The following is a 24,103-nucleotide window of genomic DNA, read 5'->3' as shown; positions in this document are numbered from 1 at the left end:
GAACCGAGTAGACCGAGTAGACCGAGTAGACCGAGTAGATAGGGAAAATCCCAGAGGAGAGCGAATGGCTCAAACAGTGCGCTTAGACGATGACTTTATCGCTGACGTGAAGATCCACGCGTCTGCAGCACATCGCTCTTTGCCGAAGCAGATTGAGTACTGGTCCAAGATCGGCCGCATGGTCGAGGACAACCCGGACCTGCCTTTCAGCTTCATCAAAGACGTGATGCTCGCCGCAGAGCAAGTCAAAGAAGGGCAAGTAACCCGCTATGTCAGAAGAACAAAACGAGATTGAGGTTTTTGAATCTGGCCTGTTTAGCAAGCAGCTCAAAAAGCTCCAGACGAACGACCTGAAAGTAGTGGAAGACGAGATCGAGCGGGTCATCAACGACCCCGAGATCGGCGAACAAAAGAAGGGGGACTTATCGTATCTGCGGGTACACAAGTTCAAGCTCAAGGGGCAGTTGGTGCTGCTGGGCTACTCTTGGAAAGATGCGGAACTACAGCTCTACCTGCTGAGTGTCGGCCCCCATGAGAACTTCTATGACGCCCTCAAAGAGCGTCGCAAAGCCGATTTGAAGTTGATCGGCTGACCCTAAATGGGCCCTCTCGGGCCTATTTTTCTATCTAGGTGTCGCCGACGAGAAGGTCACATTGACCATCCCGGCCGCATCGGGGCCGCTCGCGCCCTGTGTATGTCTCCCGCCAAAACTAACATCCCCTTCCCTCTTTAGAACCGTTACCCTGCAGGCGGGGTGATGGTGCTGATTTTCCCTGATAAGCACCAATGCGGGCCGCAAAGGCCCACAAAGGGACAAAAAGGGAGAATCGGGGACTATTGGGGTTGATTGATGCCGCGCTGTTGCGCGATACTGCGCAGGCAACGGCAAAATCCGTTGCCGGGTTTCGCAGCCCGCAAGCATTCCAAGCGCACAACACGCGCCCGCGTGTTTTTTATTGTGCGGCCCAGTAGTACCCGCAATCTCAGTTATGGCGGGCTGGGCAGGGCAGCCTATGGCTGGCCGGTTTCCTTGGATGCCCGGTACTGCGAACCCTGTTCAGCTCGTCACCAGTCAGAGATCGCAGCTCTTGGTGACGATTCACATGCATCGCATCCGAGGAATCACACCATGAAAAGCATCAGCTTCCATGACACCCAGTTCACCGTTATCCCCCATCACGGCCAACCCTGGCTGACCGCCGCCCAGATTGGCGCAGCTTTAGGCTATGCGGACGACAAAGCCATACAGCGTATTTACACCCGCCACAGCGATGAATTTACAGAGTCAATGACAGGGGTGGTCAAACTGACCACCCCTTCTGGTAAACAAGATGCGCGTGTCTTCTCCCTGCGCGGTGCCCATCTGATCGCCATGTTCTCTCGCACTGCGCTGGCCAAGGAGTTCCGCCGCTGGGTGCTCGATGTGCTGGACCGGGAGACCGCCGCTCACCCGCGACCCATCACCACCCTGACCGATGACGAACTGCATTCGCTCGCCTGGTTGTGGCGCGCCGCCGACCGGATGATGAATGCAGCTAAAGCCATCTACCCACTGCTCGACGTTGCCGAGCACAGCGCAGCCAGCAGCTACTACTCCATTATCCACGAATACCCGATGACCCTGCAGCGTGCCCAGCAGATCCTGGTCGACAAGACCCGCCATATTCAGAGCGCCACCCACGGTGAGCGAGACTGGCGGCGCCTGCTCCCCCACCTGCACAGCTAACCCGCAAAAATCGGTAATGTGTCTGCCCAGGGCCTGCTGGTATGAGTACCAGCAGGCCCTTCCCTTTACCTTCGCTCTCGCTCCGCCGCCCTACATCTTGGCCAGCTACACCATGTGATAGGTGGCCTCGATCACAGTCCGAACTTGTTCACGAAGACGAGGCTTGCTGGCGCTTTCCATTGCAGCTCCTTGAGTGTATTGTTGCACCGCGAAAAAATCGGAGCCAAAAGAGGAGCGGCTGCGGATACGTTCAGCACCAGAGGCAGGCTGATAATATCATGATTTAAAATGAATTTTTTCGGGGCGGTTATCAGGGCTATTCGATGTTATATGGAAGGCTCTATTAACGGATTAGTACCGCCTTCCATCTAATCACTGTTAACACTACAAATAAGGTAGTTTTGTGGAAGTAAGAAAAGATTTAATTGAAGTAGAAGCGTTGATGCATAGGTTGCTATCAATTGGAGAGGCATTTTCCAAGAATATTGATTATTGGAGCCACTTGAAGAACAAAGAGGACTTTAGGTTCATTTGTCGAATTCCATTTAACGAGCGTCATTTGGTCGAGGCGGTCTATGCTAATGGTCGAGATATGGCTCAGTTTATGGCTTGGACTATCGGAGATACGAATGAAGTTTATGCAGACTTTCCTACATTAACGTCAATCATTGATAAATTTGAGGGTACTTGGGTTTATGGTGCATACGACGCAAATGTTCCCGATGTAGCAAAAAGTGTTTGTGATAAGTATGGAGAGAACCTTTGGTCAGTAAATCAGATGATCGAACTGTTTCGTAATCAGGAGCGCTCGTTATCAGCGGTAAAGGTTACTCTTCAAATGCTCAAAGAAAGTGATTTATATAAAAAAGAAAATGGGATCGAAATTGTGAAAGAAGTAAGTTCAACAATTAATGTGTCAGGTGTAAGTGGTTCTGCGATTAACATTCATTCAAGCGGTGCAACTGCACAAGCTACTACCCACACTCAATATAACGAACCAGCGATCTTTGCTGAAATGCTTGAGAGTGTCAAAGGTAGTGGTCTTGATGAAACAACTGCCCAGATGTTGACAGAAAATGTAAACATGCTGGCAACTAGCCATGAAACGGGTACTTTTTCTAACGCATACAAAGATTTCATGCAAAACGTATCTGCTCATATTACAGTCTTTACACCGTTTATCGCTGGGCTAACTGCGCTATTGTAGTGTTAACAAACTGTTTAAGATGGATTCGCAACGCGTGGCATTTTCACTATGCGTTGCGTTTGGTGTTTAAGGTGGTTTGCGGCGGCTTCGGTATTGTGTTGCTCACCCCTTAACAGGGTGTTATGTAACCAAAGGAGAATTTGATGCAAGAGTTTAGAGATTATTTAGAAATTGCATACTTCATATCAGGAATTGTCGTTGCAATTGCTGCTTTAATTGCTTTGTATCAAATAAAAATAGCGAAAGAGTCTTTACAAACGCAATCCAAAAGAGATGCTCTTTCTTTAACTGCTAGCCAATGCAGTCATTACAATACTCGTATCATAGAATTACAAAATAAGCTTTATGACAAGAGAGTGTCCTCAAAATGTACTTTTTTTGACTCATCTAATTGGGAAATAGATACAGACGGTAAAGATGTATTGGTCAAAAATGTAGGAAAAAATAAACCGTCAATTGATGAGCTCGATAAAGTCTCACAGGAACTTTTAGATGTTGTAAATGCAATGGACAGCTTTGCGGTCTATTTTACTTCTAATGTTGCAGATGAAAGTGTTGCGTATAAATCAGTTGCGAACACATTTATTTCTACAGCAGAACGTTATATGCCCTGGATCATTCACGCCTATAATACTGACGACTATTTCGCAAACATAATAGACTTATACGTGATTTGGAAAAACAGGAAAAAGCAAGAATTGTTGAAAACAAAAATGGAACATCTCAAGAATGAGCTTGATAAAAGCACCTTAAAAACTGAAAAGCCGATTGGAGTGTAAGGTTACATAACAAGGCCATTAAGTCGGATTCGTACCAGTTGGCTCGGTTCCGCTTCGCTATACTACACATGTTAGCCAACTGCTACTCACCGCTTATGGCGGCGTTAGGTCTCTACGAAATCACACGAGCAATGTATGACGATGTCGAGTGAATAGGGAAAACAACTGGGGGCGCGATTGCGCCCCCAAACTGCCGCCCCTCTGGCGTCAGCGATCCCATCAAACTGAGCACCAGTTGGTTCGCCGTCTTGGCTGACGGCTCAGTGTGTGGGCAAACGACAAGACGGCCACCCCGCTATTACCACACCTAACTGTGTTCTCCCCTTCGCGCCTGAAAGGATCTGACGGAAAGTGAAGGATCGCAGAAAGGATCCAGCGTCCCGCGTGCGGCCAGTGCTGGCGCGGGGAGCCGATACCCTCCCCCAGTCTTTCACCTGCATGGTTTTCAACACATAAAGCGCGCAGGCGAGGCGGGGTCCCGATTGCGCGCTGTGGATGCTGGCAGGGGTCGGCAGGCTGCGCCTGCTGCTCTGGGTGAGCGTGAAAGGATCTGCGAAGGGGTCAGCGTGGCTCGCGTCGTCAACGTAACAGCGGGCCGCCGATGCGCTTATACGAGGGCAACAAAAAGCCCGCACGGGGCGGGCTGATTGTTCATATCGCAGTTGGTACTAGAGAACGGCGGCAATGCCATTGCGGTCGATAAGCTTGAGCAGCCTCAACGCAGCGCCATGGGGCTGTGATTTACCTTGCTCCCACTTCTTCACGCTTTCCGCGCTCATGTTGAGGGCCACGGCCAGCACTCCCTGGCTGATCCCCTGCTTGGCCCGCAGCTCTTTGATCTGTCTAGCACTCATGACCTCAAGCTGATCTTGCATGGCGAGGGCATCTATCTTGCGCATGGTGAGCACATCAACAGTGCCAGTCTCATGGAGTCGCTGTGCCATCTTCTGCATCTTCTGAAGTCGGGGGTCACTCATCTTTCACCTCTCTTAACAAACCACGCTTGATATCGATGCTTCGCTGCGCTGCATTGGCAGCCAAAAAACTCTGGCCTAGCAAACTTATGAAGTCATCAAAATCATCCGTCACAAACACATGCATCAGCTGAGGTGTAGTGGTCTAATAATCCCACAGTTTGGTGAGTGATCTAAATGACTTCCGCCAGGCAGCAAACAAAACTCGTGGGCAGGCTAAGGCTGGGATTCGGTACCGGCGGCCAGCTTGTAGGGATTGAAGCGAATGATCTCCTCACCCGCCCACTCGTTAAACTGCAGCAACCCTGCCTTGAGGCTGTCCACCTCGTTCACATCAAACACCTGGGCCGCCTTGGTGGCATCCCCAAACCCGCCAGTGTTGTTCGGTACCACCCCCATCAGTTGCGGCGGTACCCGATGGGCCGCCAGCTGATCATCCCGGCTTACCCCCTTGATGGAAAGAAAATCATCCTTGGCCGCAATCTCGGCCACTGGGATCAGCTTCACCGAATCCGCCTTGCCGCCTGGGGTGTAGAGCAGCAGGTTGCGGAAGTTGCCCGGCCCCTTGCTGTTTTGTAGCGCCGTCTTGAGCGCGGTGATGTCGCCCTCGTTCTGTAGGGCATCGCTAATATGCAGGATGAACCCCGCATGACTGCCATTCTCGTAGTAGCGACGGCGAAACAGGGTGGCCGACTCGTTGAGCAGCGCCGAGTTCAGGCTGGCCACATAGTCGGGGATGCCGTAAATCTCCTGATTAACGTCCGCCTCCATCACATGGCCCACCTCACCGGCGGGCAACTCCACCTCATGCCCTAGCCTCGGCACCCACCAATAGCGATCCAGGTCGAGGGATCTGTGGGTGTACTTGGCAGGCATCTGGTCATAGCGCAGGGAGCCGCCCAACCGGTTGCGCACCCGCTGCAGGTGGGCGTTGCCGAAGATCTCGTAGTCCATCACCAGTCCGGTGAAGGCCGCCAGGCTCAATTTCGGATGGGGGATGAAGCAGCCGCGCAAGATGTTGCGCTTCACCTGGATGGCCGAGGCGTGATGCACCGCCGCCCGATAGACCCGCGCCAGCCCGTGCAGGCTCAGGGGATGCTCATACCAGCGGCCGTTGTGCATCGACTCCAGATAATCGAATACCTCCCGCTGGGACAACACCGGGATCGCATCTCCAAATGTAAACGCCTGCACATCGGCAGGCGAATTGATCTGCTCACTCATCAGTAAATCTCCATAAAGCCGGAATTGGTGCCGGTCTGCCCCTCAAGGGGCTCGTGTAACAGAGCTTGCATGGTTGCCCAGGCAATATCGGCGTGGCTGGTCTCATCAGAGCGGCTGGCCTCGAAGGTGGGCAGCTTGCCGCTGTAGGTCACGGCGCGGCGGATGCTCATAAACGCCTGGGCCAAGTCGGTCCAGCCGCTGTCAAACTCCAGCCGCCCCTTGTTCATCACATCTTGCGCCTTCATCACCATCCGCATCTTCACGTTGGGGTTGTACTGGATGGCGGTGACTGCAGGGAAAAACTGCTTCACCAGCTGATAAACCCCCTCCCCGATCCCGGTGGTGTCGATGCCGATATAGGCCACGTTGTAGCGATCGCAGATAGCGCGGATAGACTTGGCCTGGGCATCAAAGTCCATCCCCTGCCAGCGGTGGCGTTCCAGAATGCGAAACTTGCCGCCGCGTACCAGTGGCGGGGCCAGCACCGCGCAACCTGCGCTGTCGCCCTTGCCGCCCTTGGCCGGGTCATAGCCGACCCACACCGCCCGGTTGGCCAGCGGCCGCAAGGTGTGGGGCTTGTAGTCCTCCCACACCAGCCAGCTGTCGACCATGCAACGCTGCAGCGTCGCCAGCGGGAACAGGCTCTCGGTGTCATCCATGAACTCGCACATCAACAGGTTGCGAAAATCATCCTCGGAATACTCACCGCGCAGCTGATCCAGGTCGAACAGATTGCAGCCGCCGCGTACCGCATCTTCCACGGTGACGATCTGCCGCCATTGACCATCGGCGCACAGCTTGCCGGCAGACAAATTGGCGTGGCTCAGGTCAATCTCGACCCGGTCGGCCTTGGCCTTGCCACGGTTAAAGTGGGCACCAGACCAGAAGTCATAGGCGGGATGGGTCAGGCTGGAAGGTGTGGAGATGTAGGTCTGGCGCCACTTCTTGTGCATCGCCATGCCGGACGCCACCTTGCGAAACTCCGGGAAGCCGTGGATCCAGAAATACTCGTCCATGTAGATATTGCCGTGATAACTCTGGGCTGTGCGGGCGTTGGTACCGAGAAAGTAAAGGTGCGCCCCGTTCGGCAGCACCATGGGGTCACCTTTGAGCTCAACCCCCTCCTCCTTGGCAAACTGGATGATGTACTGCTTGAACATGTGGGCCTGCGCCTTGCTGGCCGACAGGAAAATCTGGTTTCGCCCGGTCACCAGGGCATCAATGAAGGCCTCGAAGGCAAAGAAGTAGGTCGCCCCGATCTGGCGCGACTTGAGCAGGTCGCGGATCCGGTACTCCTGCCCGGCCTGATACCAGACCCGCTGGTAATCGAACATGGTCGACTCGAACCGCTCGATGAGCCGTTCTTGCTGCTCGGGCTCCACCACGTTGCGCTCGGGGGCCTTCTTCGGTCCCTTGTTGCGGTTGGCCACTTTCGGGTTGAGGTCAGCCTCGTTACCACCGTTGCTGTACTTGTTGACCCGGGCGATCCGCTCCAGTTGGCGGCCCAGCAGGTCAATCTCCTTAAAATCGCCGCCGCTCTTGGTCTCCTTCATCACCAGCTGGATCATGCGCGCCTCGATGGCGCTGTCCACCCGGTCTATCGGTTTGATGTCCTCCCAGCCGTCACGCTTCTTCCAGGTCGAGACGGTACCCTCCGGCGTTTGCAGCAACTCGGCAATGGTGCGCAGCGGGTAGCCCTGAAAGAACAGGTGCATGGCCTGCCGTCTGGGGTCGATGTGGGGAAAAACTAAGGGTGCTGTTGTCATGGCGCCAGTCTACCCAGCCGCTGCCACCCCAAACGCCCCGCCGCCAGTGTGTAGCGCTGCTACACACTGGCCCCAGATTGCACGATCCCGCCGCTCGCCCAGACCATAACCGCGACATCACTACCCAATCATCAAAGGGATCCCAGCACATGCCTAAGTCCAAATTTTTCCGTGTTGCGGTTGAGGGGGGCACCACCGACGGCCGCGCCATCACCCGCGACTGGATTGAAACCATGGCCCTGCGCTACAACCAGGCCACCTATGGCGCACGGGTCAATATGGAGCATATCCGGGGCATCGACCCCAACGGCCTGTTCAAGATGTACGGCGACATCACCGCCGCCAAGACCGAAGAGGTCACCATCGAGGGGGAGCAGCGGCTGGCCCTGTTCGTGCAGATTGACCCGACGCCTGAGCTGATCGCGCTGAACAAAAAGCGCCAGAAGGTTTACACCTCCATCGAGATCCACCCCAACCTGAACGAAAAAGGGGCCTACATGATGGGGCTGGCCGTGACAGACAGCCCGGCAAGCCTTGGCACCGAAATGCTGCAGTTCTGCAGCAAGGCCACAGTCAACCCGCTGGCCGACCGCAAATACCATCCGGAGTGCCTGTTTACCGAAGCCCTCGAAACCATCATCGAATTTGAAGATGAGCAGGAGAAAGGCCCGGGCCTGCTTGAACGCATCACCTCCCTGTTCACCAACCACAAACAGCAAGCCAACGCCGATTTCAGCGATGTGCATCAGGCCGTTGAGGCCGTGGCCAAAGAGGTGACCAGCATCGATGCCGCCTTGCAGGAAAAGCTGAACCAGCAGGAAACCACCCTCACCGAGCTGACCGGCAAGCTGAATGCCACCGCCAAAGCCCTGGCCGACCTGACCACCCAGCTCGAACGCCAGGAAGATTTCAGCCACAAGCGCGATCCCGCCACCGGTGGCGATGGCACCACCACTGACTCCACCGACTGCTAAGGACCCGACCCCATGCGTAACGACACCCGATTGAAGTTCAATCTCTTCACCCAGAAAATCCGCGAGCTCAACGGCATCCCGGATGAAACCAAGAAATTCACCGTCACCGCCTCGGTTGAGCAAACCCTGGAAACCCGCGTGCAGGAGTCCAGCGCCTTCCTGTCGATGATCAATGTGGTCGGCGTGCCAGAGCAGGAAGGGGAAAAACTGGGGCTTGGTATCAACACCACCATCGCCGGTACCACTGACACCACCAAGGGGGATCGCCAAGCTGTCGATCCGACCGACCTGACCGGCAACAGCTACCGCTGCGAACAGACCAACTTCGATACCGTGCTGCGCTACGCCAAGATCGATGCCTGGGCCAAGTTCAAGGACTTCCAGACCCGTATCCGCGACGCCATCCTGCATCGTCAGGCCCTCGACCGCATCATGATCGGCTTTAATGGGGTCAGCCGCGCCGCCACCTCCAACCGGGTGACCAACCCGCTGTTGCAAGACGTCAACAAGGGCTGGCTGCAGAAGATCCGTGAAGACAAGCCGGAGAACGTGCTCGATGAGGTCAAGGCTGGCTCCGGCGTCGTCAAGGTTGGCTCCGGCATCACCACCGCTGAGGGATACAACAACCTCGATGCCCTGGTGATGGATATGACCGAGCTACTGGGCCCGACCTACCGCGACGACACCGAACTGGTGGCCATCGTCGGTCGCAAGTTGCTGCACGATAAATACTTCCCCATGGTCAACAAAGACCAGGTACCGAGCGAGAAGATGGCCGCCGATGTCATCATCAGCCAGAAACGGATGGGCGGCTTGCCTGCCGTACGCGTGCCGAGCTTCCCAGACAACGCCATCCTGATCACCCGGCTGGATAACCTCTCCATCTACTGGCAGGAGGGCACCCGCCGCCGCACCATCCTCGACAACGCCAAGCGCGACCAGATCGAGAACTACGAATCGGTGAATGAAGCGTACGTGGTCGAAGACTACGAAGGCGCCGCGCTGGCCGAACACATCCAGCTGGTTGAACCGGCTGCGGCCGCATAAGGGGGAAACATGACAAGCCCCGCACTGCACAACAAGCAACGCAAACTGGCCGCCCAGCAAGGGGCGGCCAATCCCGAGCAGGATCGCGCCGCCGCCAACCAGTACGAACTCCAGCTGATGCAGCTGGCCGAGCACCGCCGCACCCTCAAGGGCATTCAGAGCATCGAACGCAAGATCGACGCCAAGCGCAACATGCTGGCCGTCTATAAACCGTGGATTGATGGCCTGCTGGCCGCTGATCGCGGCGGTCAAGACGATGTGATGGTAACCATCATGCTCTGGCACCTCGACACCGGCGATCTGGCAGGCGCCCTTCCGATGGCTGACTACGTGATCCGCCACGGCCTCAATACCCCGGACCAGTACGAACGCACCGCCCCTACCCTCATCGCCGAAGAAGTGGCCGAGACCGCCATCAAGCTGCAAGAGGCAGGCAATGGCCCGACCCTGCAACTGCTCAGCAGCTACATGAACATGCTGGCTGACTGCGACATCTTCGACCAGGTGCGCGCCAAGCTGCACAAGGCGGTGGGCCGCGCCTGTTACGCCGAAGGACTCAAGGAGCAAGCGGCTGATCATTACCGCCGGGCCATCGAATTGCACGACAAGGTGGGCATCAAGCGAGAGCTGGAAGATCTGGCACGCGAAATCAAAAAGGAGAACGCAGCCAAAACCGCCGCCGGCCAGCCCAACAACGAACCGGCACCGCCGTCGGGTCCTGAACCCACGCCCGAACCAGAACTAAAGCCATCCATCCCCGAACAGCCAGCCCCCGCCGACGGCGAGGCCAGCTAACAGAGCGTACCCCGCACCCTGGGCGGCTCGGGCCTGACGAATGCCACCGGCATACCAGACGGCCCGACCACCGCCCAACAAGCGGCCCCACCTCAAAGTCAGGAGCACCATGAGCACCGGATTTTTAGCCACCAACCCGACCCCGCCCGCCGCAGAAGAAGGCGATATCACCAGCGCCCCCTTCTGGCCCGCGATCTCGCTGGCCGACTTGCGCGAGACCGTCCGGCTTGATGGCACAGTCACAACTGCCCGCCTCACCCATGCGGTGATCGATGCCATCACCAGCGTCAACCAGGATCTGGCCCTGTGGCGCACCGCCAGAGAAAGCGAAGGCCACGCCACCCTGGCCGCAGTTCCTGCAGAGCCCATCAATGGCGGATCGGTATACCTGCACAGCTACCGCCGCGCCATCTACGCCATGACCCGCGCCAACCTGCTCGAGCGCTACGCCGACTACAGCGCTACCGGCGATGGGGTCAAAGGGGCCGAGGCCAAAATCATCAGCTCTGATGACCTCTACCGCGACGCCCGCTTTGCCATTCGCGACATTCTCGGCACCACCCACACCACGGTGGAGCTGATCTGATGCAACTGCGCAGCCAACAGGGCGACACCCTCGATCTCATCCTGTTTCGGCACTACGGCTACACCGCAGGCATCACCGAGCAAGTGCTCAACCTCAACCCCGGTCTGGCGGCGCTCGGCCCCATCCTGCCAACCGGTACCTTCATCCACATGCCAGCGGCCCCGACTCAGGCCGAACAGCCGCTGATCCAGCTATGGGACTGACCGTAATGCGAGAAAAGAGAACACCGACATGAGCCGACTCGACGACGAACTCGAACGACTGGCCGAGATCAGCGATCAACAAATCGCTGCCCGCATCCACGCCGCCCGTATTAGCGGCACGGGCCCCCACTACTGCACCGACTGCGACGACCCGATCCCGCAGGAACGCCGCGAAGCGATCCGGGGCTGCGAACGCTGCGCCGACTGCCAGACCATTCACGAATTCCAGACCTCCCGCCACTACGGCAGCAAACGATAGGAGCGCACGATGCCAGAACCGATATCGACCTTCACTGCAACCAGCACCCTTGCCGGGCTGGCTATGTTGTTTACCTTGCCTGGCTTGGATCCCGCCATGGTTCTCGGTGCATTTACCGGGGCCATCGTGTTTGCCGCCACCGCAGAAGAAAAGGGGGTCCTGCGCAATATCACCCTTCTCATTGCCTCATTTATTACCGGCCTACTGCTGACCGATATGGCTGCAGATCTCTTGGCCAACATCCTGCCTGTCAGCATCAACGTCAGCAAAGCCGTGGGGGCGCTGATCGCTTCATCAATGACGGTGCGCCTGCTGCAAACCGTTATCCGCAATCAAGACCGTCTCTTGGACGGCCTGTTCAACAAGAGGAACAAGCCATGAACTTGATACCAACTGACCCCACCTACGCCCTTATCTACACCTGTTTTTACGCCCTGATCTGCACCGCCATCTTCCTGCGTGTGATGTTCTTTAACCGTCGAGGTGGCGAATATAAAGCACTGCCCGCCTGGTTGGCTTGGGTGCTCTGCGTGGCCTCCGGCTCAGTGCCATTGCGCTTGCTCGTCGGCGGCGTGCCGATCCCTGATCTATCCAGCGTCGTGCTGGCCGTCTTCTTACTCAGCGCCCTCATCAAAACCCGTGGCTCGGTCTTTCACCTGCTGCCACATCGCAAGTCCGCTGCAGCGGCGACCAAAGCGATCAGCACCCGTGACCTATGCAGGAGATTTCAACCATGACCCTGAAAAAAGGTGATACCGGCACCGCCGTGGCCGACCTGCAACGCCGCCTCACCGCCAGCGGTTATCCGGTCGCGGTCGATGGCTGGTTTGGCGATGCCACCGAACGGGCGCTGATCAACTTCCAGCGGGATTACATGATCACCGCCATCGGTCAGGCTGGCCCCCGCACCCTCGCCGCCCTGCTCGGCAGCGAGCGTGGTAACCAGCTGACCGTCAACCACATGCAGGCAGGGGCTGATCTGCTCGCCGTGCCGCTGGCCACCATGGCCACCGTCGCCCAGGTCGAAAGCATCGGCGAAGGCTTCACCCAGGCTCAGCGCCCTGTGGTGCTGTTCGAGCGGCATGTGTTCTACAAGCAGCTCACCAAACACCTGAGCAAGGCGAAGGCAGACCAGCTGGCCGCCAATTACCCCAACCTGGTCAACCCCAAACGTGGCGGCTATACGGGCGGCGCTGCCGAGTGGGAACGGCTGCAACTGGCCATCAGCCTGCATCGGGATGCCGCCATCGAGTCGGCCAGCTGGGGCATGTTCCAGATCATGGGCTACCACTGGCAGCCGCTGGGTTTTGCCTCGGCGTGCGACTGGCAGGCAGCCATGCAGCGCAGCGAGGTCGAGCACCTCACCGCCTTGTGCCGCTTCATCCAGCAAGACCCAGCCATGCACAAGGCCATGCAGGGTCGGAAATGGGCCGACTTCGCCCGCAGCTACAACGGCCCAGCCTACAAAGACAACGACTACGACACCAAGCTGGCCAAGGCATACGACCACTTTGCCAAGGTTTACCCAGTGCAGGAGGTAGCAAGTGCTGCTTAATCTACTGCGCTCCCCCCTCAGCTGGTTACTGCTGGCCTTGGCCATCGCCTGTACTGTCGCAATGGCGGGCTGGGGCTGGGCGGCTACCTCGGCAGCAACCGCCAAGGGTAAGGTCACCACCCTGCAAAGTGACCTCAAGGCCGCAGATGACAAGGCCAAAGAGGCCGCGCGGCGGGAACAGGGCAAAGACAGCACGATCAACACCCTGAAAACCGAACTGGATACCCAGGCAACCGCCGCGGCCAAACTGCAGGGCCAGCTCGACCAGCTGGCTCAGTCAGCCGCCACCCGTGCCGACACCATCAAGAGGCTCAAACGTGAAAATGCTGAACTTCGGATGTGGGCTGATCGCCCTCTGCCTGATCCTGTTATCAGGCTGCTCCAGCGCCCCGCCATCACCGGTGCCGCAGACTATCAGGCTTATCTGTCAGGGCCTGACCCCCTGCCAGCTACCGGCGGCCAGCCCAACCAATAACGGCGACTTGCTCGACCAGCTAACCCAAGCCGAAACAGCCTGGGCCAGTTGCGCCGCCAAGGTCGATAGCCTCATCACCTGCCAGCAAAGGCATCAACAACAAGGGAGCCAAGATGGAAAAGCCAAAACAGATCCGTGAGGTGCTGACCAACTGCGTCCAACACCTCAAGACCAACCCGGACAAACTGCACCTCTTCATCGCCCCGGGTAACGTCGAAAGCACCGGTGCCAGTTCACTCTCGTTCGAGTGGCAATACCCGCTGACTATCGGTGTCGAAGACTTTGCTGGCCACCCGGATCAGATCATGGTGCCGCTGCTGGCATGGCTGCGCCAACACCAGCCTGAGCTGATGACCAACGATGAAAAGCGCAAAGATGGCATCACTTTCGAGGCCGAATACCTCGCCAACGACCTGATCGACCTCATCATCACCGTCAAGCTGACTGAGCGGGTCCGGGTGTGGCAAAACGAGCAGGGTATTGGCTGGGAGCACCTGCCAGAGCCGCCGGAAGACCCTTATGACGGCATCACCTGGGAATTGTTCATCAACGGAGAATATCAGCCATGGCCACCGACGAACTGAGCCGCCTGACCAGCTGGGCCGATGGCCTGCTGGCCAGCATGACACCGGCCGCCCGCCGCCAACTGATGGGGGAAATTGCCCGGAACCTGCGTGCAAGTCAGAGCAAACGGATCAGGGCCAACATCCAGCCAGATGGCAGCCCCATGACCCCGCGCAAGCCGCTCAAGAAGCTGGCGAAAAAGCGCGGCACTACCCGCCGCAAGATGTTTCAGCATCTGGTAAGCCCCCGTTGGCTCAAGGCAACCAGCACCGAACATCAAGCCGTGGTCGAGTTTGTCGGCTCGGCCAACCGCCTCGCCACCATTCACCAATACGGCCTCAAAGACCGCATCAAGGGCCGTGAAATCAGCTATCCAGCGCGGGAACTGTTGGGGCTGGAAACCAAGGAGCTCGAGAAGATGGAAGAGATTCTGCTGGAGTTCATGCTCCCAAGTTTTCATTCGCCATAGTATCGGTACAATAGCGGACAAGTTTGAAGCTTGATTGTTCTAACGTAGGGATACATGAAAAAGAAAAAAGAGATCAACTGGGTACGCTGGCGCTGGTTAAGGCAACACCTGAAACAGGCGCGTAAGTCACCCATGCCTGACGAGCCCAAAACTAACATCACTAATTTTTTGACCACTACATTCTCAGCCATTCCACTTATCACAGCGGCAATATACCTATCAGGCATGGCATATCACTATGGTGAATGTCTTGTTTATGGATTGGATATTGTCGAGTTTCCATGGCCTGCCGATATTACCCTTTCTATGGGTTATTTACAGTTAATGAAGGCCTTTCAGTGCTATATTCACCTCATACTAAGTCTGTTTTTTGGTAGTTTGATACTGATTGTTGTGCTATTTGTTAGCGTACGTCTAAGGCTCCGATGCTCTTGGTTTTGGCACGGGGTAAAATCAAAACATTTTCCAAAAATGCGACGACATTTACGTGTCATAGCACATGTACCCGCTCCAAGATTATTTTTAGCATTAGCATGGCTGAAACTTATTTATGACCGTTTTGCTATTCTAGCGGTACCAACTTTGATAGTTCTGCTACCCGTATTGTTCAGCTTTCAACAGGGAATGAATTTCGCAGAGAAAAAAGTAGGCCTGTTAGAAAATGGCCAATTGACGTTAGAACAAGGCTATACACTCTCACCACTACTAGGGGATACACCACATATTCGTTTGATGTGTAACACAGTCTATTGTGCTTATCGACTCAAAGGAAATAAAGTCAAGCTTGTCCGTCATGAGCAATCTGAACTAGTGCAATGGCTTGTTCCAAGCGAGCCATAAAAATATTCGACCTTAACAATAAAAACAACAAAAATTTGTTATCACATCAATCTTCTGGAAAACTTACAATGACAAAACTATATAAATATTTATCTCCTGACATTTTAGAGCATGCGACATCACGCAAAGATCATGTCAGTGTAAAGTGCTCATACCCCAAGGATTATAATGACCCATATGAATTATCACTTGCCATAGACATAGAAGAAGACTCTAGCCTTCTTGCTTTTTATTTGGATACAGTAGAACAAATATCTCAGCGACCTACATCATGTTTTTCTAAGTCGCCAATTGTCACCCCTATGTGGGCACACTATGCAAATAATGCATCAGGGTTTGTTATAGAGTTTGATGAAACTAAACTTAAAGAAACCATTGCCGACTTAGCTATTGATGACATCCAGTACATGGATACCCCATCACCTGATATTTCTAGCTGGCTGCATATGGCTTTTGGTACATGCAAACCAAGACACGCAATGCAGTTTTATAATTGCGTTAATTACTACGCATACTTTTCTAAACAATCTTGCTGGGCATATGAACAAGAGCGACGAATGGTTTTAGAGGAGAGCCACATTACGTCTATTGCAGGCAACATGCTTCTATTTATACCCAAAGAATGTGTAAGCGCAATAATATTAGGACCTAAAGCAGAACCAAACCTGATAAAGAAATGCTTGGAAATAACAAAAGATTTGGGTTGCAATATTTATAGAATGGTCATAGGAAAAAGTGCTGTGACTCCATTCTTTATGGACGAAAGAGAAAACACATTCATTTTTGATGGGAAAGAAATAACGACTAGTGAGAACACATGTGAAAATTGCCTTGCGCCAATATCAATAGAACAAGAAAAATGCTCTTGGTGTAAAATTGACAGAGATGATTTTCATGAGGCAGCCAGGAGAAATCCATTAAGAATGCTCGCAAGCATGGGTGCATTAGGTGATTATATAGAATCATTTGGCAGAATTGGAAAAAACAAGTAGTAATGCGATTCCAGATTTTAACCAATCTCTATTGGTATTTTTTGTAGCCAAATAAAATAATGTTAGTGTGCTAAACCACAGCACACTTCCACTCCCTAGCCTTTTATGCCATTGCCCAAAACAATGGCCCCATGCAACCGACCCCAACCGAACTCAAACGCCTGATCGACAACCTGATCCGCATTGGCACCGTCACCGCCGTGCGCTCAGGGGAATGTCGCGTCAAAACCGGCGACATCACCACCAACTGGCGGCCCTACACCACAGACAGGGCCGGGGCTAACCGCACCCGCCACCGCCTGAGCTTGGGCGAACAGGTGATTTTGCTCTCGGTCAGCGGCGATACGCGCAATGCCTATATCGTCGGCCGCCTCAATGCTGACCAGTTCCCCGAGCCGCTGGCCGAGGATGACAACCCGGATCTCGACCGCACCGAATACGCCGATGGCGCCGTCATCGAGTACAACCCAAAAACCGGGGCGCTCAACACCACCGGCATCAAGTCCGCCACTATCTCGGCCTCGGTCACCGTCAAGCTGATCACCCCGCTGGTCGAATGCACCAAGGCGCTCAAGGTTGGTACCACTATCAGCGCGGGGGGCAAGATTACCGCCCCCACCGCAACTATCGGCGGCATAGAAGTCACGACCCACAAACACAAAGACACCATGCCGGGCAACGGCACATCAGGGGACCCTGTATGAACTGGCTCGGCATGAATGCAGACAATGGCCGCGCCATCAGCGCCACCGACCACATCATCCAGTCGGTGCGCGACATCCTGCTCACCCCGGTGGGTTCGCGGGTAATGCGCCGCGACTACGGCAGCGAACTCTTTTACCTCATCGACATGCCCCAGCATCAGGCCACCCGCCTGCGCCTGATGGCCGCCACCGTGCAGGCCCTTATCAACTGGGAACCCCGCATCACAATCACCCGTGTCGATGTACTGGGCGGCGGCATGGATGGCGCCTTAACCATCGAGCTCACTTGGCAGCGCAAAGATGGCGGCGCGCCCGACTCCAAAACAGAAAGCGCCACCATCACCATCCCCACAGGAGCCGCCCAGTGAGCAATGTAGACCTGACCCAGCTCCCGCCACCGTCAGTGGAGGAAACGCTCTCCTTCGAGGCAATCCTGGCCGAGCGCAAAGCCACATTGATCAGCTACTACCCGGCAGACCAGCAGGCCGCCATCGCCGCCACCCTCGAACTGGAATCCGAACCGCTCAACAAGCTGTTGCAAGAGAACGCCTATCGGGAAGTGATATTGCGGGCCCGCATCAACGATGCCGCCAAGCAGACCCTGCTCGCGTTTGCCAGCGGGTCCACCCTTGACCATCTGGCCGGTGAATATGAAATCGAGCGCCTGCTGGTCACTCCGGGCGATCCATCAGCAACCCCGCCCATCGAGCCGGTGTATGAATCAGATGACCGCCTGCGCATGCGCTGCCAAATGGCCTATGAAGGCATGGCCACGGCGGGCCCGGTCAATGCCTACAAGTTTCACGCCCTCTCGGCCAGTGCCGAGGTGGCCGATGTCGCCGTCGATAGCCCCACCCCAGGCACTGTCAGAGTGACCATCCTCTCACCGGCGGGCCAGCCGAGCGCTGACACCCTCAATCTGGTCGAGCAGGCGCTATCTGCCGAAGACGTGCGCCCGCTCTGCGATCTGGTGGCGGTCGAACCGGCCCAGATCAAGCCTTATGCCGTCGATGCCACTCTCAACGCTATCGGCTTGGGTAAAGAACAGGCAATTGCCGCAGCGAAAGATGCCATGGCAAAAACGGCCGCCGCTTATTACCGGGTCGGGGCCACCGTCCCGCTTTCCGCCATCTATGCCGCCCTGCACCAGCCGGGTATCGATAGCGTCACCCTGCGCGCGCCGCTGACCGATGTCACCTGCAGCGCGCAGCAGGCCGCCAAACTCACCACCATCCACATCGACTAAGGACAACACCATGGCAAACGCCCTCTATGACAAAGGCCGCGAGAAGTTTCTCACCGGCGCCATCAATGCCAGTGCCGACACCCTCAAGTGCGCTCTGCTCAAGAGTACCTATTCCCCCACCCTGGCCAGCGACGAGTTTTTCAGCACGCTGTCCGCTCACGTAGTCGGCACCCCGCAAACCTTGGCCAGCAAGACCGTCACCGGTGGCGTATTCGATGCCGCCGACGTCACCTTCCTCGCCGTTCCCACCGCCACCGTGACGTATTGCGCCATCTACAAAGACACCAGCAACGCCGCAACCAGCCCGCTGATCGCCCTGTTCGACACGGCGGCAGGTCTGCCTGTCAGCACCAACGGCGGCGACATCATCATCGCTTGGGATAGCGGCCCCAATAAGATCTTCAAACTCTGATGGCAACCATCTATCCCATCTGGCGCGGGTCACTGACCTACCACGACGGCACCCTGTCATTTGACGGGGCGGCTATCTATCGGGGCACCCAACAGGGTGAAGATGACCCCGCGCCAGATGCCATTGCTGGGGTCAGTGTCGGCCTGACAGTGGCAGGGATAGAAGAAGGCAAAGCAGGGCTGGCATCGCTCACTCAGCGCGCGAAGCCAACCGGGATAAACCAGTTTGCAGCCGGGGCCAACAAACTGACCAGCCGCGCCAAGGCCCTCGCTATCAGCGATGGCGCACAGGGTGATCCAGCAACAACCACCCAGGCCACTGTTGCAACAATGGGCGACCTGCTCGCCATGGGGGCGGCGGACATGTCAATACAGATCACCCTTGCCGGGCTTGATGCAGGGATTATCGGCACCGCAGGGATAAGAACTCGGCTCGGTACCGGCGGGTTACAGCCTGATGCCATCGAGGCGCCGACCATTCAACAGTTGCTGGCACCTGCTGGGCTCGATCTCGGCGCGCTGGGCAGCCACAAGGCCAAGGTGCGCCAGACCATCGGCGATCTGTCTGATGGCCAACAAGGTGACCCGCGTCTAATGACCAAGCTGGCGCTGGCGGCAACGGCCTTTACCGGTGCGATGGGCACACCGATCGCCAAGTACGCCCAGATCATCTACCCGATGGCGCCAGCCTTGCCAGCCGCCACCCTGCCAGCCCTGACCATCATCCTGGCGTACAGTGCGCTGGCTGCGCCGCTGCTATCGCCAATCACCACCACCGCGCGCCTTGGTACGCGCGGGATAGACGCAGGGGCATTCGGCTCAACAAAGGTGCACCGCCTGCCCCTGCCGTTACCCGTCACCCGGGATCTGCTGCCACCCTCGGTCACCAGGCTGGAACACTTGGCCGCCGCGACACTGGCCAGCAACCTGACGCCAGAGCTGATCACCTCCACCCGCTTTGCAGATACCTGCCCTGCTCCATTGCTGCCATGGCTGGCATGGGCCCGCTCGGTGGACTGGTGGGAACTGGCGGAATCAGAAGACCAACAGCGGGCGCTGATCAAAGCCTCCTATCGGCTACATCAGCGCAAGGGAACCCCGTGGGCCATCAAGGAAGCGCTCAACGTACTGGGCTTTGGTGACAGCACAATCATCGAGCGAGCCACCGGCCGCCGCTATGACGGCACCCTCAGCTACAACGGCAACGAACCCCACGGGGATCCAACCCGCTGGGCGGTCTATCGGGTCATTCTGACCCGCCCGGTCACCACCGAGCAGGCCAACCGCATCAAGCGCCTGCTGGCAGAGATGGCGCCCGCCCGCTGCCACCTTTCAGCACTCGATTACACCAGCGCGCCCGTTACCTACAACGGCGCCGCAACCTACAACGGCAACTACAACCACGGAGCCTCATGATATGGCGAATTTACAAGAGGTCGTCAGCTGGGAGGCTGGCATCTACCAACTCGAAACAGGGGATCCGGTACTGGGTGGCCCGGGCGGCGTCTCCAACAAACAGGGACAAGCGCTGGCCAACCGCACCGCCTACCTGAAAAGGCACATGGATGACCTTGAGGGAGGCAATACAGCTGCCGGCAAGGCCAACAAGCTCAGCACCGCCCGCACTATCGCCCTGGCTGGCGATGTCACCGGTCAGGCGTCATTTGACGGCAGTGGCAATATCAGCATCACAGCCACCTATAAAAACTCGGGGGTGGTGGCGGGCACCTATCGCTCGGTCACTGTCGATGCCAAGGGCAACATCACCGCAGGCAGCAACCCCACCACTCTGGCAGGCTATGGCATCACCGATGCGGTACCAAACTCGCAAAAAGGCGCCAACAACGGGGTGGCGACCCTGGATGGCGGCGGCAAGGTGCCAGTCAGTCAAATCCCAGCCACTGCCATCGTCGACACCTTCGTCGTCGGCTCACAAGCAGCCATGCTGGCCCTGACTGCCGAAATGGGTGATGTGGCTGTGCGTACCGATCTGAACAAGTCGTTCATTTTGCGGGTAACCGGTGCATCCACCCTGGCCAACTGGCAAGAACTGCTCACCCCGACAGACTCGGTGCAATCGGTGGATGGCATGACCGGTGCAGTGACCATCGCCACCGCCAGCGAAGCCGTGAAAGGTAAGGCGCAGATCGCCACCCAGGCAGAGGTGAATACCGGTACCGATGACACCAAGTTCGTCACTGCCAAGAAGCTGATGGCATGGGTCAAGCAGGCATCAGAAACCGTACTCGGCATGATGAAGGTGGCCACCCAGGATCAAACCGATGCAGGGGCATCAGATGATGTAGTTATTACACCAAAAAAACTTAGATGGGGTGCGTCATTTTCAAAAATTGGTAACACTTGCTATATCGCGCTGCCTTCATGGATAGGCAGCTTTATAATTCAGTTTGGAAAAAAAGAAGTTGTCGCAAATAGTGCGCAAGTGACATTCCCTATCGCATTCCCGACGGCTGTTGGAGCAGTAATTCCAATCAAACAATCAGCATCGGCTGGTGTTTTTATTACTCCTGATAATATTGGCTTAGCTAGTTTTACCGCATATGGATGGAGCACAGTAAATACGCCATCATCTGTCAATACATTTTGGTGGTTTGCCATTGGATATTAATGAGGTTCAGTGATGTTATATTCAAAGTCAAAAAATGGTTTTTATAACCAAGCAGTTCATAGCGGATCAATTCCAGCCGACGCTGTAGAAATCAGTGATTTACTATATCACGAGCTATTAATGGCTCAGGAAGCTGGCGCCATCATTACGTCAGACGAAAATGGATGCCCTATCGCCGTCAATGAGGAACTGGATCAGGTAGATGTTGCATTCAACAAACTGAATTCTCTCCAAGCAATAGCAGTGGCTCAGATTGAACTAATCAAACCCGCTGTAGATGGCGGCTACGCCAAGCCGGAGCATACTCAGCTGCTGGCGGACTGGCAGCGCTACCGCTACGAACTGACTCAGGTGCCGGCACAACCCGGCTGGCCTGAATCATCCCAGTGGCCAACCGAACCGGAGAAGGTCATCTAACCAAGCCACAACACCCCGCCCAATGCGGGGTGTTTCGTTACTGCCGCCGTCCGTCACGTTGTCACCGCTGGGCCATTGTGTAACGCCGAAACACAATGGCCGCCACTCGCCTGCCATCCCCTGCCCCTGCATCCTGACCCTGCTCACATCACATGCATTACCTACGCAAAGAATGCTCCGTCCGGACAACAGGAGAACCTATGGCACTGGACCAATTTCACCACGGCGTGCGCGTCGTCGAAGCGACCGAGGGCACCCGCACCATCCGCACCGTCGCCACGGCGGTGATCGGCATGGTTTGCACCAGCGAAGACGCCGACGCCACCTATTTCCCCCTCGACAAGCCTGTACTGATCGCCAACCTGCCAGCGGCCATCGCCAAGGCAGGCAGCGAGGGAAACCTCAAAAAATCCCTGCAAACCATCTATGACACCGTCAACACCATCGTCATCGTCGTGCGCGTGGCCAAGGGTGCCGACGCCGCAGCCCTGACCAGCAACATCATCGGCACCATCAAGCCCGATGGCAGCTATACCGGCCTCAAGGCGCTGGAACGGGCCGCCCCGGTCACCACCGTCAAGCCACGCATCCTCTGCGTGCCGGATAACTGCACCCTGCCGGTGTCCACTGCGCTGGCGGGCATGGCAAAAAAACTGCGCGCCTTTGCCTACGTGCCAACCATCGCCGAGACCGTTGAAGCCGCGCTGGCCTACCGTGACAACTTCTCCAGCCGCGAGCTAATGGTGATCCATGCCGACTGGACAGCGTGGGACGTAGCAGCCAATGCCAGCGTCAAGCTCGATGCCTGCCTCAAGGCCGCCGCCATGCGGGCGCTCATCGACAAAGAGATTGGCTGGCACAAGACCCTGTCGAACGTCGGTGTGACCGGGGTTGATGGCATGACCAAAGCCCTGTTCTGGGATCTGCAAGACCCCGACACCGAGGTCGGCCTGCTCAACGCCAACGAAGTCACCGGCCTGATCCAGTCCAGCGGGTTCCGCTACTGGGGCAACCGCACCTGTTCCGATGATCCCCTGTTCGCCTTCGAGAACTACACCCGCACCGCCCAGATCCTGGCAGACACCATGGCCGACGCGCACATGTGGGCCAACGACAAACCGATGCATCCTTCCCTGGTCAAAGACATCGTCGAAGGGGTCAACGCAAAGGGGCGTGAGCTGGTGAACGGCGGTTACTTGCTCGGGTTTGACTGCTGGTACAACGAGGAGCTCAACGACAAGGACACCCTCAAGGCAGGCAAGCTGCGCATTGATTACAACTACACCCCGGTGCCGCCGCTCGAAGACCTCGGTTTCATCCAGCGCATCACCGATTACTACCTCATCGACTTCGGCGCCCGCGTCGCGGCCGCAGCATAAGGAGCCAACATGGCACTGCCACGCAAACTCAAACGCCTGAACGTCTTTCTCAATGGCGATAACTGGGTCGGTGAAGCGGAAGATTTCACCCCGGCCAAACTGTCACGCAAGTTTGAAGCCTATCGCGGCGGCGGCATGGGCGGTGCCGTCAACATCGACATGGGGCTTGATGACAGCGCCCTCGATGTCTCGTTCACCTTTGGCGGCTACGGCGATCAACTCCTGCGCTGCATGGGTGAACCCAAGGCCGACGGCACCAGCCTGCGCTTTGCCGGATCAACCCAGCGTGATGACTCCGGCGAAGTGATGGCCGTCGAAATCGTCTGTCGTGGCCGCTTTAAAGAGCTCGATCGCGGCACCCTCAAGGCCGGTGACAACACCCAGGCCAAGGTCAGCATGGTCAACACCTACTACAAAGAGACCGTTAACGGTCAGGTGATGCATGAGATTGACCTCATCAACATGATCGAAATCGGCCCAGATGGCGTCGACCGCATGGCCGAGCACCGCAAAGCCATCGGCCTCTAACCCATTCACCCATCCAACGGGCGGCCAACAGCCGCCCTCACTACATCACCAGGAACCAACACCATGGAAAACAAAACCGTTACCCTCGACCAAGCCATCCAGCGCGGCGAAACCACCATCACCGAGATCCAGCTGCGCAAGCCCAAAGCGGGCGAAATGCGCGGCCTCAACATGGCCGATGTCCTGCAGATGGATGTCAACGCGCTCACCAAGCTGCTGCCACGCATCACCACCCCGATCCTGACAGAAGTAGAGATCGGCAACATGGACCCGGCTGACCTGCTGCAGCTGGGCAGTGAGGTGGCCGGTTTTTTGATGCGGAAGAAAATGGGTTACCTGGCTGCGTAGATGAC

33 protein-coding genes and 1 pseudogene are annotated in these 24,103 nt (G+C 56.5%); 30 read left to right on the top strand and 4 right to left on the bottom strand.

Annotation, left to right across the window (positions count from 1 at the left end; genetic code table 11):
- The first annotated feature begins 64 nt into the window (after nucleotides 1-64).
- The 5 genes from BN1135_RS17570 to BN1135_RS17550 all read left to right on the top strand — a co-directional run bounded on the left by BN1135_RS17570 (nucleotide 65) and on the right by BN1135_RS17550 (nucleotide 3,713).
- Entirely contained in the window at nucleotides 65-295 is a 231-nt protein-coding gene (locus BN1135_RS17570) for a TA system antitoxin ParD family protein (RefSeq protein ID WP_005308760.1), read from the top strand.
- On the top strand, nucleotides 270-593 hold the full coding sequence (locus tag BN1135_RS17565) for a type II toxin-antitoxin system RelE/ParE family toxin (protein ID WP_042023289.1): 324 nt from the start codon (nucleotides 270-272) through the stop codon (nucleotides 591-593). Before BN1135_RS17570 ends, BN1135_RS17565 begins: the two co-directional genes overlap by 26 nt.
- A gap of 537 nt (nucleotides 594-1,130) precedes the next feature.
- Complete coding sequence (locus tag BN1135_RS17560) at nucleotides 1,131-1,727, top strand: P22AR C-terminal domain-containing protein (RefSeq protein WP_042023287.1); 597 nt, start codon at nucleotides 1,131-1,133, stop codon at nucleotides 1,725-1,727.
- A gap of 403 nt (nucleotides 1,728-2,130) precedes the next feature.
- Entirely contained in the window at nucleotides 2,131-2,934 is an 804-nt protein-coding gene (locus tag BN1135_RS17555; RefSeq protein ID WP_042023285.1) for a hypothetical protein, read from the top strand.
- Nucleotides 2,935-3,077: 143 nt separating this feature from the next.
- Nucleotides 3,078-3,713 (top strand): DUF4760 domain-containing protein, encoded by a 636-nt coding sequence (locus BN1135_RS17550; RefSeq protein ID WP_042023284.1) that lies wholly within the window; start codon nucleotides 3,078-3,080, stop codon nucleotides 3,711-3,713.
- 112 nt (nucleotides 3,714-3,825) lie between these two features.
- Here BN1135_RS17550 and BN1135_RS22500 read toward each other — a convergent pair.
- The 4 genes and pseudogenes from BN1135_RS22500 to BN1135_RS17535 all read right to left on the bottom strand — a co-directional run.
- A pseudogene (locus tag BN1135_RS22500) lies at nucleotides 3,826-4,019 on the bottom strand (hypothetical protein); the annotation flags it as partial.
- Nucleotides 4,020-4,381: 362 nt separating this feature from the next.
- Nucleotides 4,382-4,690: a helix-turn-helix domain-containing protein gene (locus tag BN1135_RS17545; protein WP_042023281.1), complete on the bottom strand. Its 309-nt coding sequence runs from the start codon at nucleotides 4,688-4,690 to the stop codon at nucleotides 4,382-4,384.
- A 213-nt stretch (nucleotides 4,691-4,903) separates the two neighbouring features.
- Nucleotides 4,904-5,911: a phage portal protein gene (locus BN1135_RS17540; RefSeq protein WP_042023279.1), complete on the bottom strand. Its 1,008-nt coding sequence runs from the start codon at nucleotides 5,909-5,911 to the stop codon at nucleotides 4,904-4,906.
- Nucleotides 5,911-7,677, bottom strand: coding sequence for a terminase ATPase subunit family protein (locus tag BN1135_RS17535; RefSeq protein ID WP_042023277.1), 1,767 nt, complete (start codon nucleotides 7,675-7,677; stop codon nucleotides 5,911-5,913). The genes BN1135_RS17540 and BN1135_RS17535 overlap by 1 nt, the downstream gene beginning before the upstream one ends.
- Before the next feature lie 149 nt (nucleotides 7,678-7,826).
- Between BN1135_RS17535 and BN1135_RS17530 the strand changes: the two genes are divergently transcribed.
- The 25 genes from BN1135_RS17530 to BN1135_RS17425 all read left to right on the top strand — a co-directional run bounded on the left by BN1135_RS17530 (nucleotide 7,827) and on the right by BN1135_RS17425 (nucleotide 24,098).
- Entirely contained in the window at nucleotides 7,827-8,651 is an 825-nt protein-coding gene (locus tag BN1135_RS17530) for a GPO family capsid scaffolding protein (RefSeq protein ID WP_042023274.1), read from the top strand.
- Nucleotides 8,652-8,663: 12 nt separating this feature from the next.
- Nucleotides 8,664-9,698, top strand: a complete 1,035-nt coding sequence (locus tag BN1135_RS17525; protein WP_042023272.1) for a phage major capsid protein, P2 family — start codon at nucleotides 8,664-8,666, stop codon at nucleotides 9,696-9,698.
- A 9-nt stretch (nucleotides 9,699-9,707) separates the two neighbouring features.
- A complete protein-coding gene (gene gpM, locus BN1135_RS17520) occupies nucleotides 9,708-10,493 on the top strand; it encodes a phage terminase small subunit (RefSeq protein ID WP_042023270.1) in 786 nt (261 codons plus the stop codon).
- Between the two features lie 109 nt (nucleotides 10,494-10,602).
- Nucleotides 10,603-11,079 carry a head completion/stabilization protein gene (locus tag BN1135_RS17515; RefSeq protein ID WP_042023268.1) on the top strand — a complete coding sequence of 159 codons (477 nt, stop codon included), beginning with the start codon at nucleotides 10,603-10,605 and terminating at the stop codon, nucleotides 11,077-11,079.
- Nucleotides 11,079-11,282: a tail protein X gene (locus BN1135_RS17510; RefSeq protein WP_042023266.1), complete on the top strand. Its 204-nt coding sequence runs from the start codon at nucleotides 11,079-11,081 to the stop codon at nucleotides 11,280-11,282. The genes BN1135_RS17515 and BN1135_RS17510 overlap by 1 nt, the downstream gene beginning before the upstream one ends.
- 28 nt (nucleotides 11,283-11,310) lie before the next feature.
- Nucleotides 11,311-11,541 carry a TraR/DksA C4-type zinc finger protein gene (locus BN1135_RS17505; protein ID WP_042023264.1) on the top strand — a complete coding sequence of 77 codons (231 nt, stop codon included), beginning with the start codon at nucleotides 11,311-11,313 and terminating at the stop codon, nucleotides 11,539-11,541.
- A 9-nt stretch (nucleotides 11,542-11,550) separates the two neighbouring features.
- Entirely contained in the window at nucleotides 11,551-11,922 is a 372-nt protein-coding gene (locus BN1135_RS17500) for a putative holin (protein WP_042023263.1), read from the top strand.
- Nucleotides 11,919-12,278: a phage holin family protein gene (locus tag BN1135_RS17495; RefSeq protein WP_223290156.1), complete on the top strand. Its 360-nt coding sequence runs from the start codon at nucleotides 11,919-11,921 to the stop codon at nucleotides 12,276-12,278. The genes BN1135_RS17500 and BN1135_RS17495 overlap by 4 nt, the downstream gene beginning before the upstream one ends.
- Nucleotides 12,275-13,096 carry an N-acetylmuramidase domain-containing protein gene (locus BN1135_RS17490; protein WP_042023261.1) on the top strand — a complete coding sequence of 274 codons (822 nt, stop codon included), beginning with the start codon at nucleotides 12,275-12,277 and terminating at the stop codon, nucleotides 13,094-13,096. Before BN1135_RS17495 ends, BN1135_RS17490 begins: the two co-directional genes overlap by 4 nt.
- On the top strand, nucleotides 13,086-13,571 hold the full coding sequence (gene lysB, locus BN1135_RS17485; RefSeq protein WP_042023257.1) for an Rz-like lysis system protein LysB: 486 nt from the start codon (nucleotides 13,086-13,088) through the stop codon (nucleotides 13,569-13,571). Before BN1135_RS17490 ends, lysB begins: the two co-directional genes overlap by 11 nt.
- The gene (gene lysC, locus BN1135_RS22495) at nucleotides 13,456-13,710 is read left to right on the top strand and encodes an Rz1-like lysis system protein LysC (RefSeq protein ID WP_223290159.1); all 255 of its coding nucleotides are present in this window, start codon (nucleotides 13,456-13,458) and stop codon (nucleotides 13,708-13,710) included. The genes lysB and lysC overlap by 116 nt, the downstream gene beginning before the upstream one ends.
- Nucleotides 13,685-14,155, top strand: a complete 471-nt coding sequence (locus BN1135_RS17480; protein WP_042023256.1) for a phage tail protein — start codon at nucleotides 13,685-13,687, stop codon at nucleotides 14,153-14,155. Before lysC ends, BN1135_RS17480 begins: the two co-directional genes overlap by 26 nt.
- Nucleotides 14,137-14,604 carry a phage virion morphogenesis protein gene (locus tag BN1135_RS17475; RefSeq protein WP_042023253.1) on the top strand — a complete coding sequence of 156 codons (468 nt, stop codon included), beginning with the start codon at nucleotides 14,137-14,139 and terminating at the stop codon, nucleotides 14,602-14,604. Before BN1135_RS17480 ends, BN1135_RS17475 begins: the two co-directional genes overlap by 19 nt.
- A 54-nt stretch (nucleotides 14,605-14,658) precedes the next feature.
- On the top strand, nucleotides 14,659-15,444 hold the full coding sequence (locus BN1135_RS22240) for a hypothetical protein (protein ID WP_139245197.1): 786 nt from the start codon (nucleotides 14,659-14,661) through the stop codon (nucleotides 15,442-15,444).
- A gap of 68 nt (nucleotides 15,445-15,512) precedes the next feature.
- The gene (locus BN1135_RS21780) at nucleotides 15,513-16,436 is read left to right on the top strand and encodes a DUF2971 domain-containing protein (protein WP_175479113.1); all 924 of its coding nucleotides are present in this window, start codon (nucleotides 15,513-15,515) and stop codon (nucleotides 16,434-16,436) included.
- A gap of 131 nt (nucleotides 16,437-16,567) precedes the next feature.
- Complete coding sequence (locus BN1135_RS17470) at nucleotides 16,568-17,140, top strand: phage baseplate assembly protein V (RefSeq protein WP_042023250.1); 573 nt, start codon at nucleotides 16,568-16,570, stop codon at nucleotides 17,138-17,140.
- Entirely contained in the window at nucleotides 17,137-17,508 is a 372-nt protein-coding gene (locus BN1135_RS17465; RefSeq protein ID WP_042023247.1) for a GPW/gp25 family protein, read from the top strand. The genes BN1135_RS17470 and BN1135_RS17465 overlap by 4 nt, the downstream gene beginning before the upstream one ends.
- Entirely contained in the window at nucleotides 17,505-18,386 is an 882-nt protein-coding gene (locus tag BN1135_RS17460) for a baseplate assembly protein (protein WP_042023245.1), read from the top strand. The genes BN1135_RS17465 and BN1135_RS17460 overlap by 4 nt, the downstream gene beginning before the upstream one ends.
- A gap of 10 nt (nucleotides 18,387-18,396) precedes the next feature.
- Entirely contained in the window at nucleotides 18,397-18,798 is a 402-nt protein-coding gene (locus BN1135_RS17455; RefSeq protein ID WP_042023243.1) for a hypothetical protein, read from the top strand.
- Complete coding sequence (locus BN1135_RS21230) at nucleotides 18,798-20,213, top strand: phage tail protein I (protein ID WP_052443856.1); 1,416 nt, start codon at nucleotides 18,798-18,800, stop codon at nucleotides 20,211-20,213. Before BN1135_RS17455 ends, BN1135_RS21230 begins: the two co-directional genes overlap by 1 nt.
- A gap of 1 nt (nucleotide 20,214) precedes the next feature.
- On the top strand, nucleotides 20,215-21,426 hold the full coding sequence (locus BN1135_RS17445) for a gp53-like domain-containing protein (protein ID WP_223290155.1): 1,212 nt from the start codon (nucleotides 20,215-20,217) through the stop codon (nucleotides 21,424-21,426).
- A 12-nt stretch (nucleotides 21,427-21,438) separates the two neighbouring features.
- Nucleotides 21,439-21,843: a tail fiber assembly protein gene (locus tag BN1135_RS17440; RefSeq protein ID WP_042023242.1), complete on the top strand. Its 405-nt coding sequence runs from the start codon at nucleotides 21,439-21,441 to the stop codon at nucleotides 21,841-21,843.
- Nucleotides 21,844-22,043: 200 nt separating this feature from the next.
- Entirely contained in the window at nucleotides 22,044-23,222 is a 1,179-nt protein-coding gene (locus BN1135_RS17435) for a phage tail sheath protein (protein ID WP_042023240.1), read from the top strand.
- A gap of 9 nt (nucleotides 23,223-23,231) precedes the next feature.
- Complete coding sequence (locus BN1135_RS17430) at nucleotides 23,232-23,750, top strand: phage major tail tube protein (RefSeq protein ID WP_042023238.1); 519 nt, start codon at nucleotides 23,232-23,234, stop codon at nucleotides 23,748-23,750.
- 63 nt (nucleotides 23,751-23,813) lie between these two features.
- Nucleotides 23,814-24,098 (top strand): phage tail assembly protein, encoded by a 285-nt coding sequence (locus BN1135_RS17425; protein ID WP_042023237.1) that lies wholly within the window; start codon nucleotides 23,814-23,816, stop codon nucleotides 24,096-24,098.
- Nucleotides 24,099-24,103 lie beyond the last annotated feature (5 nt).

This window comes from Aeromonas sobria, assembly GCF_000820145.1.
GTDB lineage: Bacteria > Pseudomonadota > Gammaproteobacteria > Enterobacterales > Aeromonadaceae > Aeromonas > Aeromonas sobria.
Note: the sequence above shows the minus strand (reverse complement) of the source record. Positions and strands in the feature narration are given on the sequence as shown.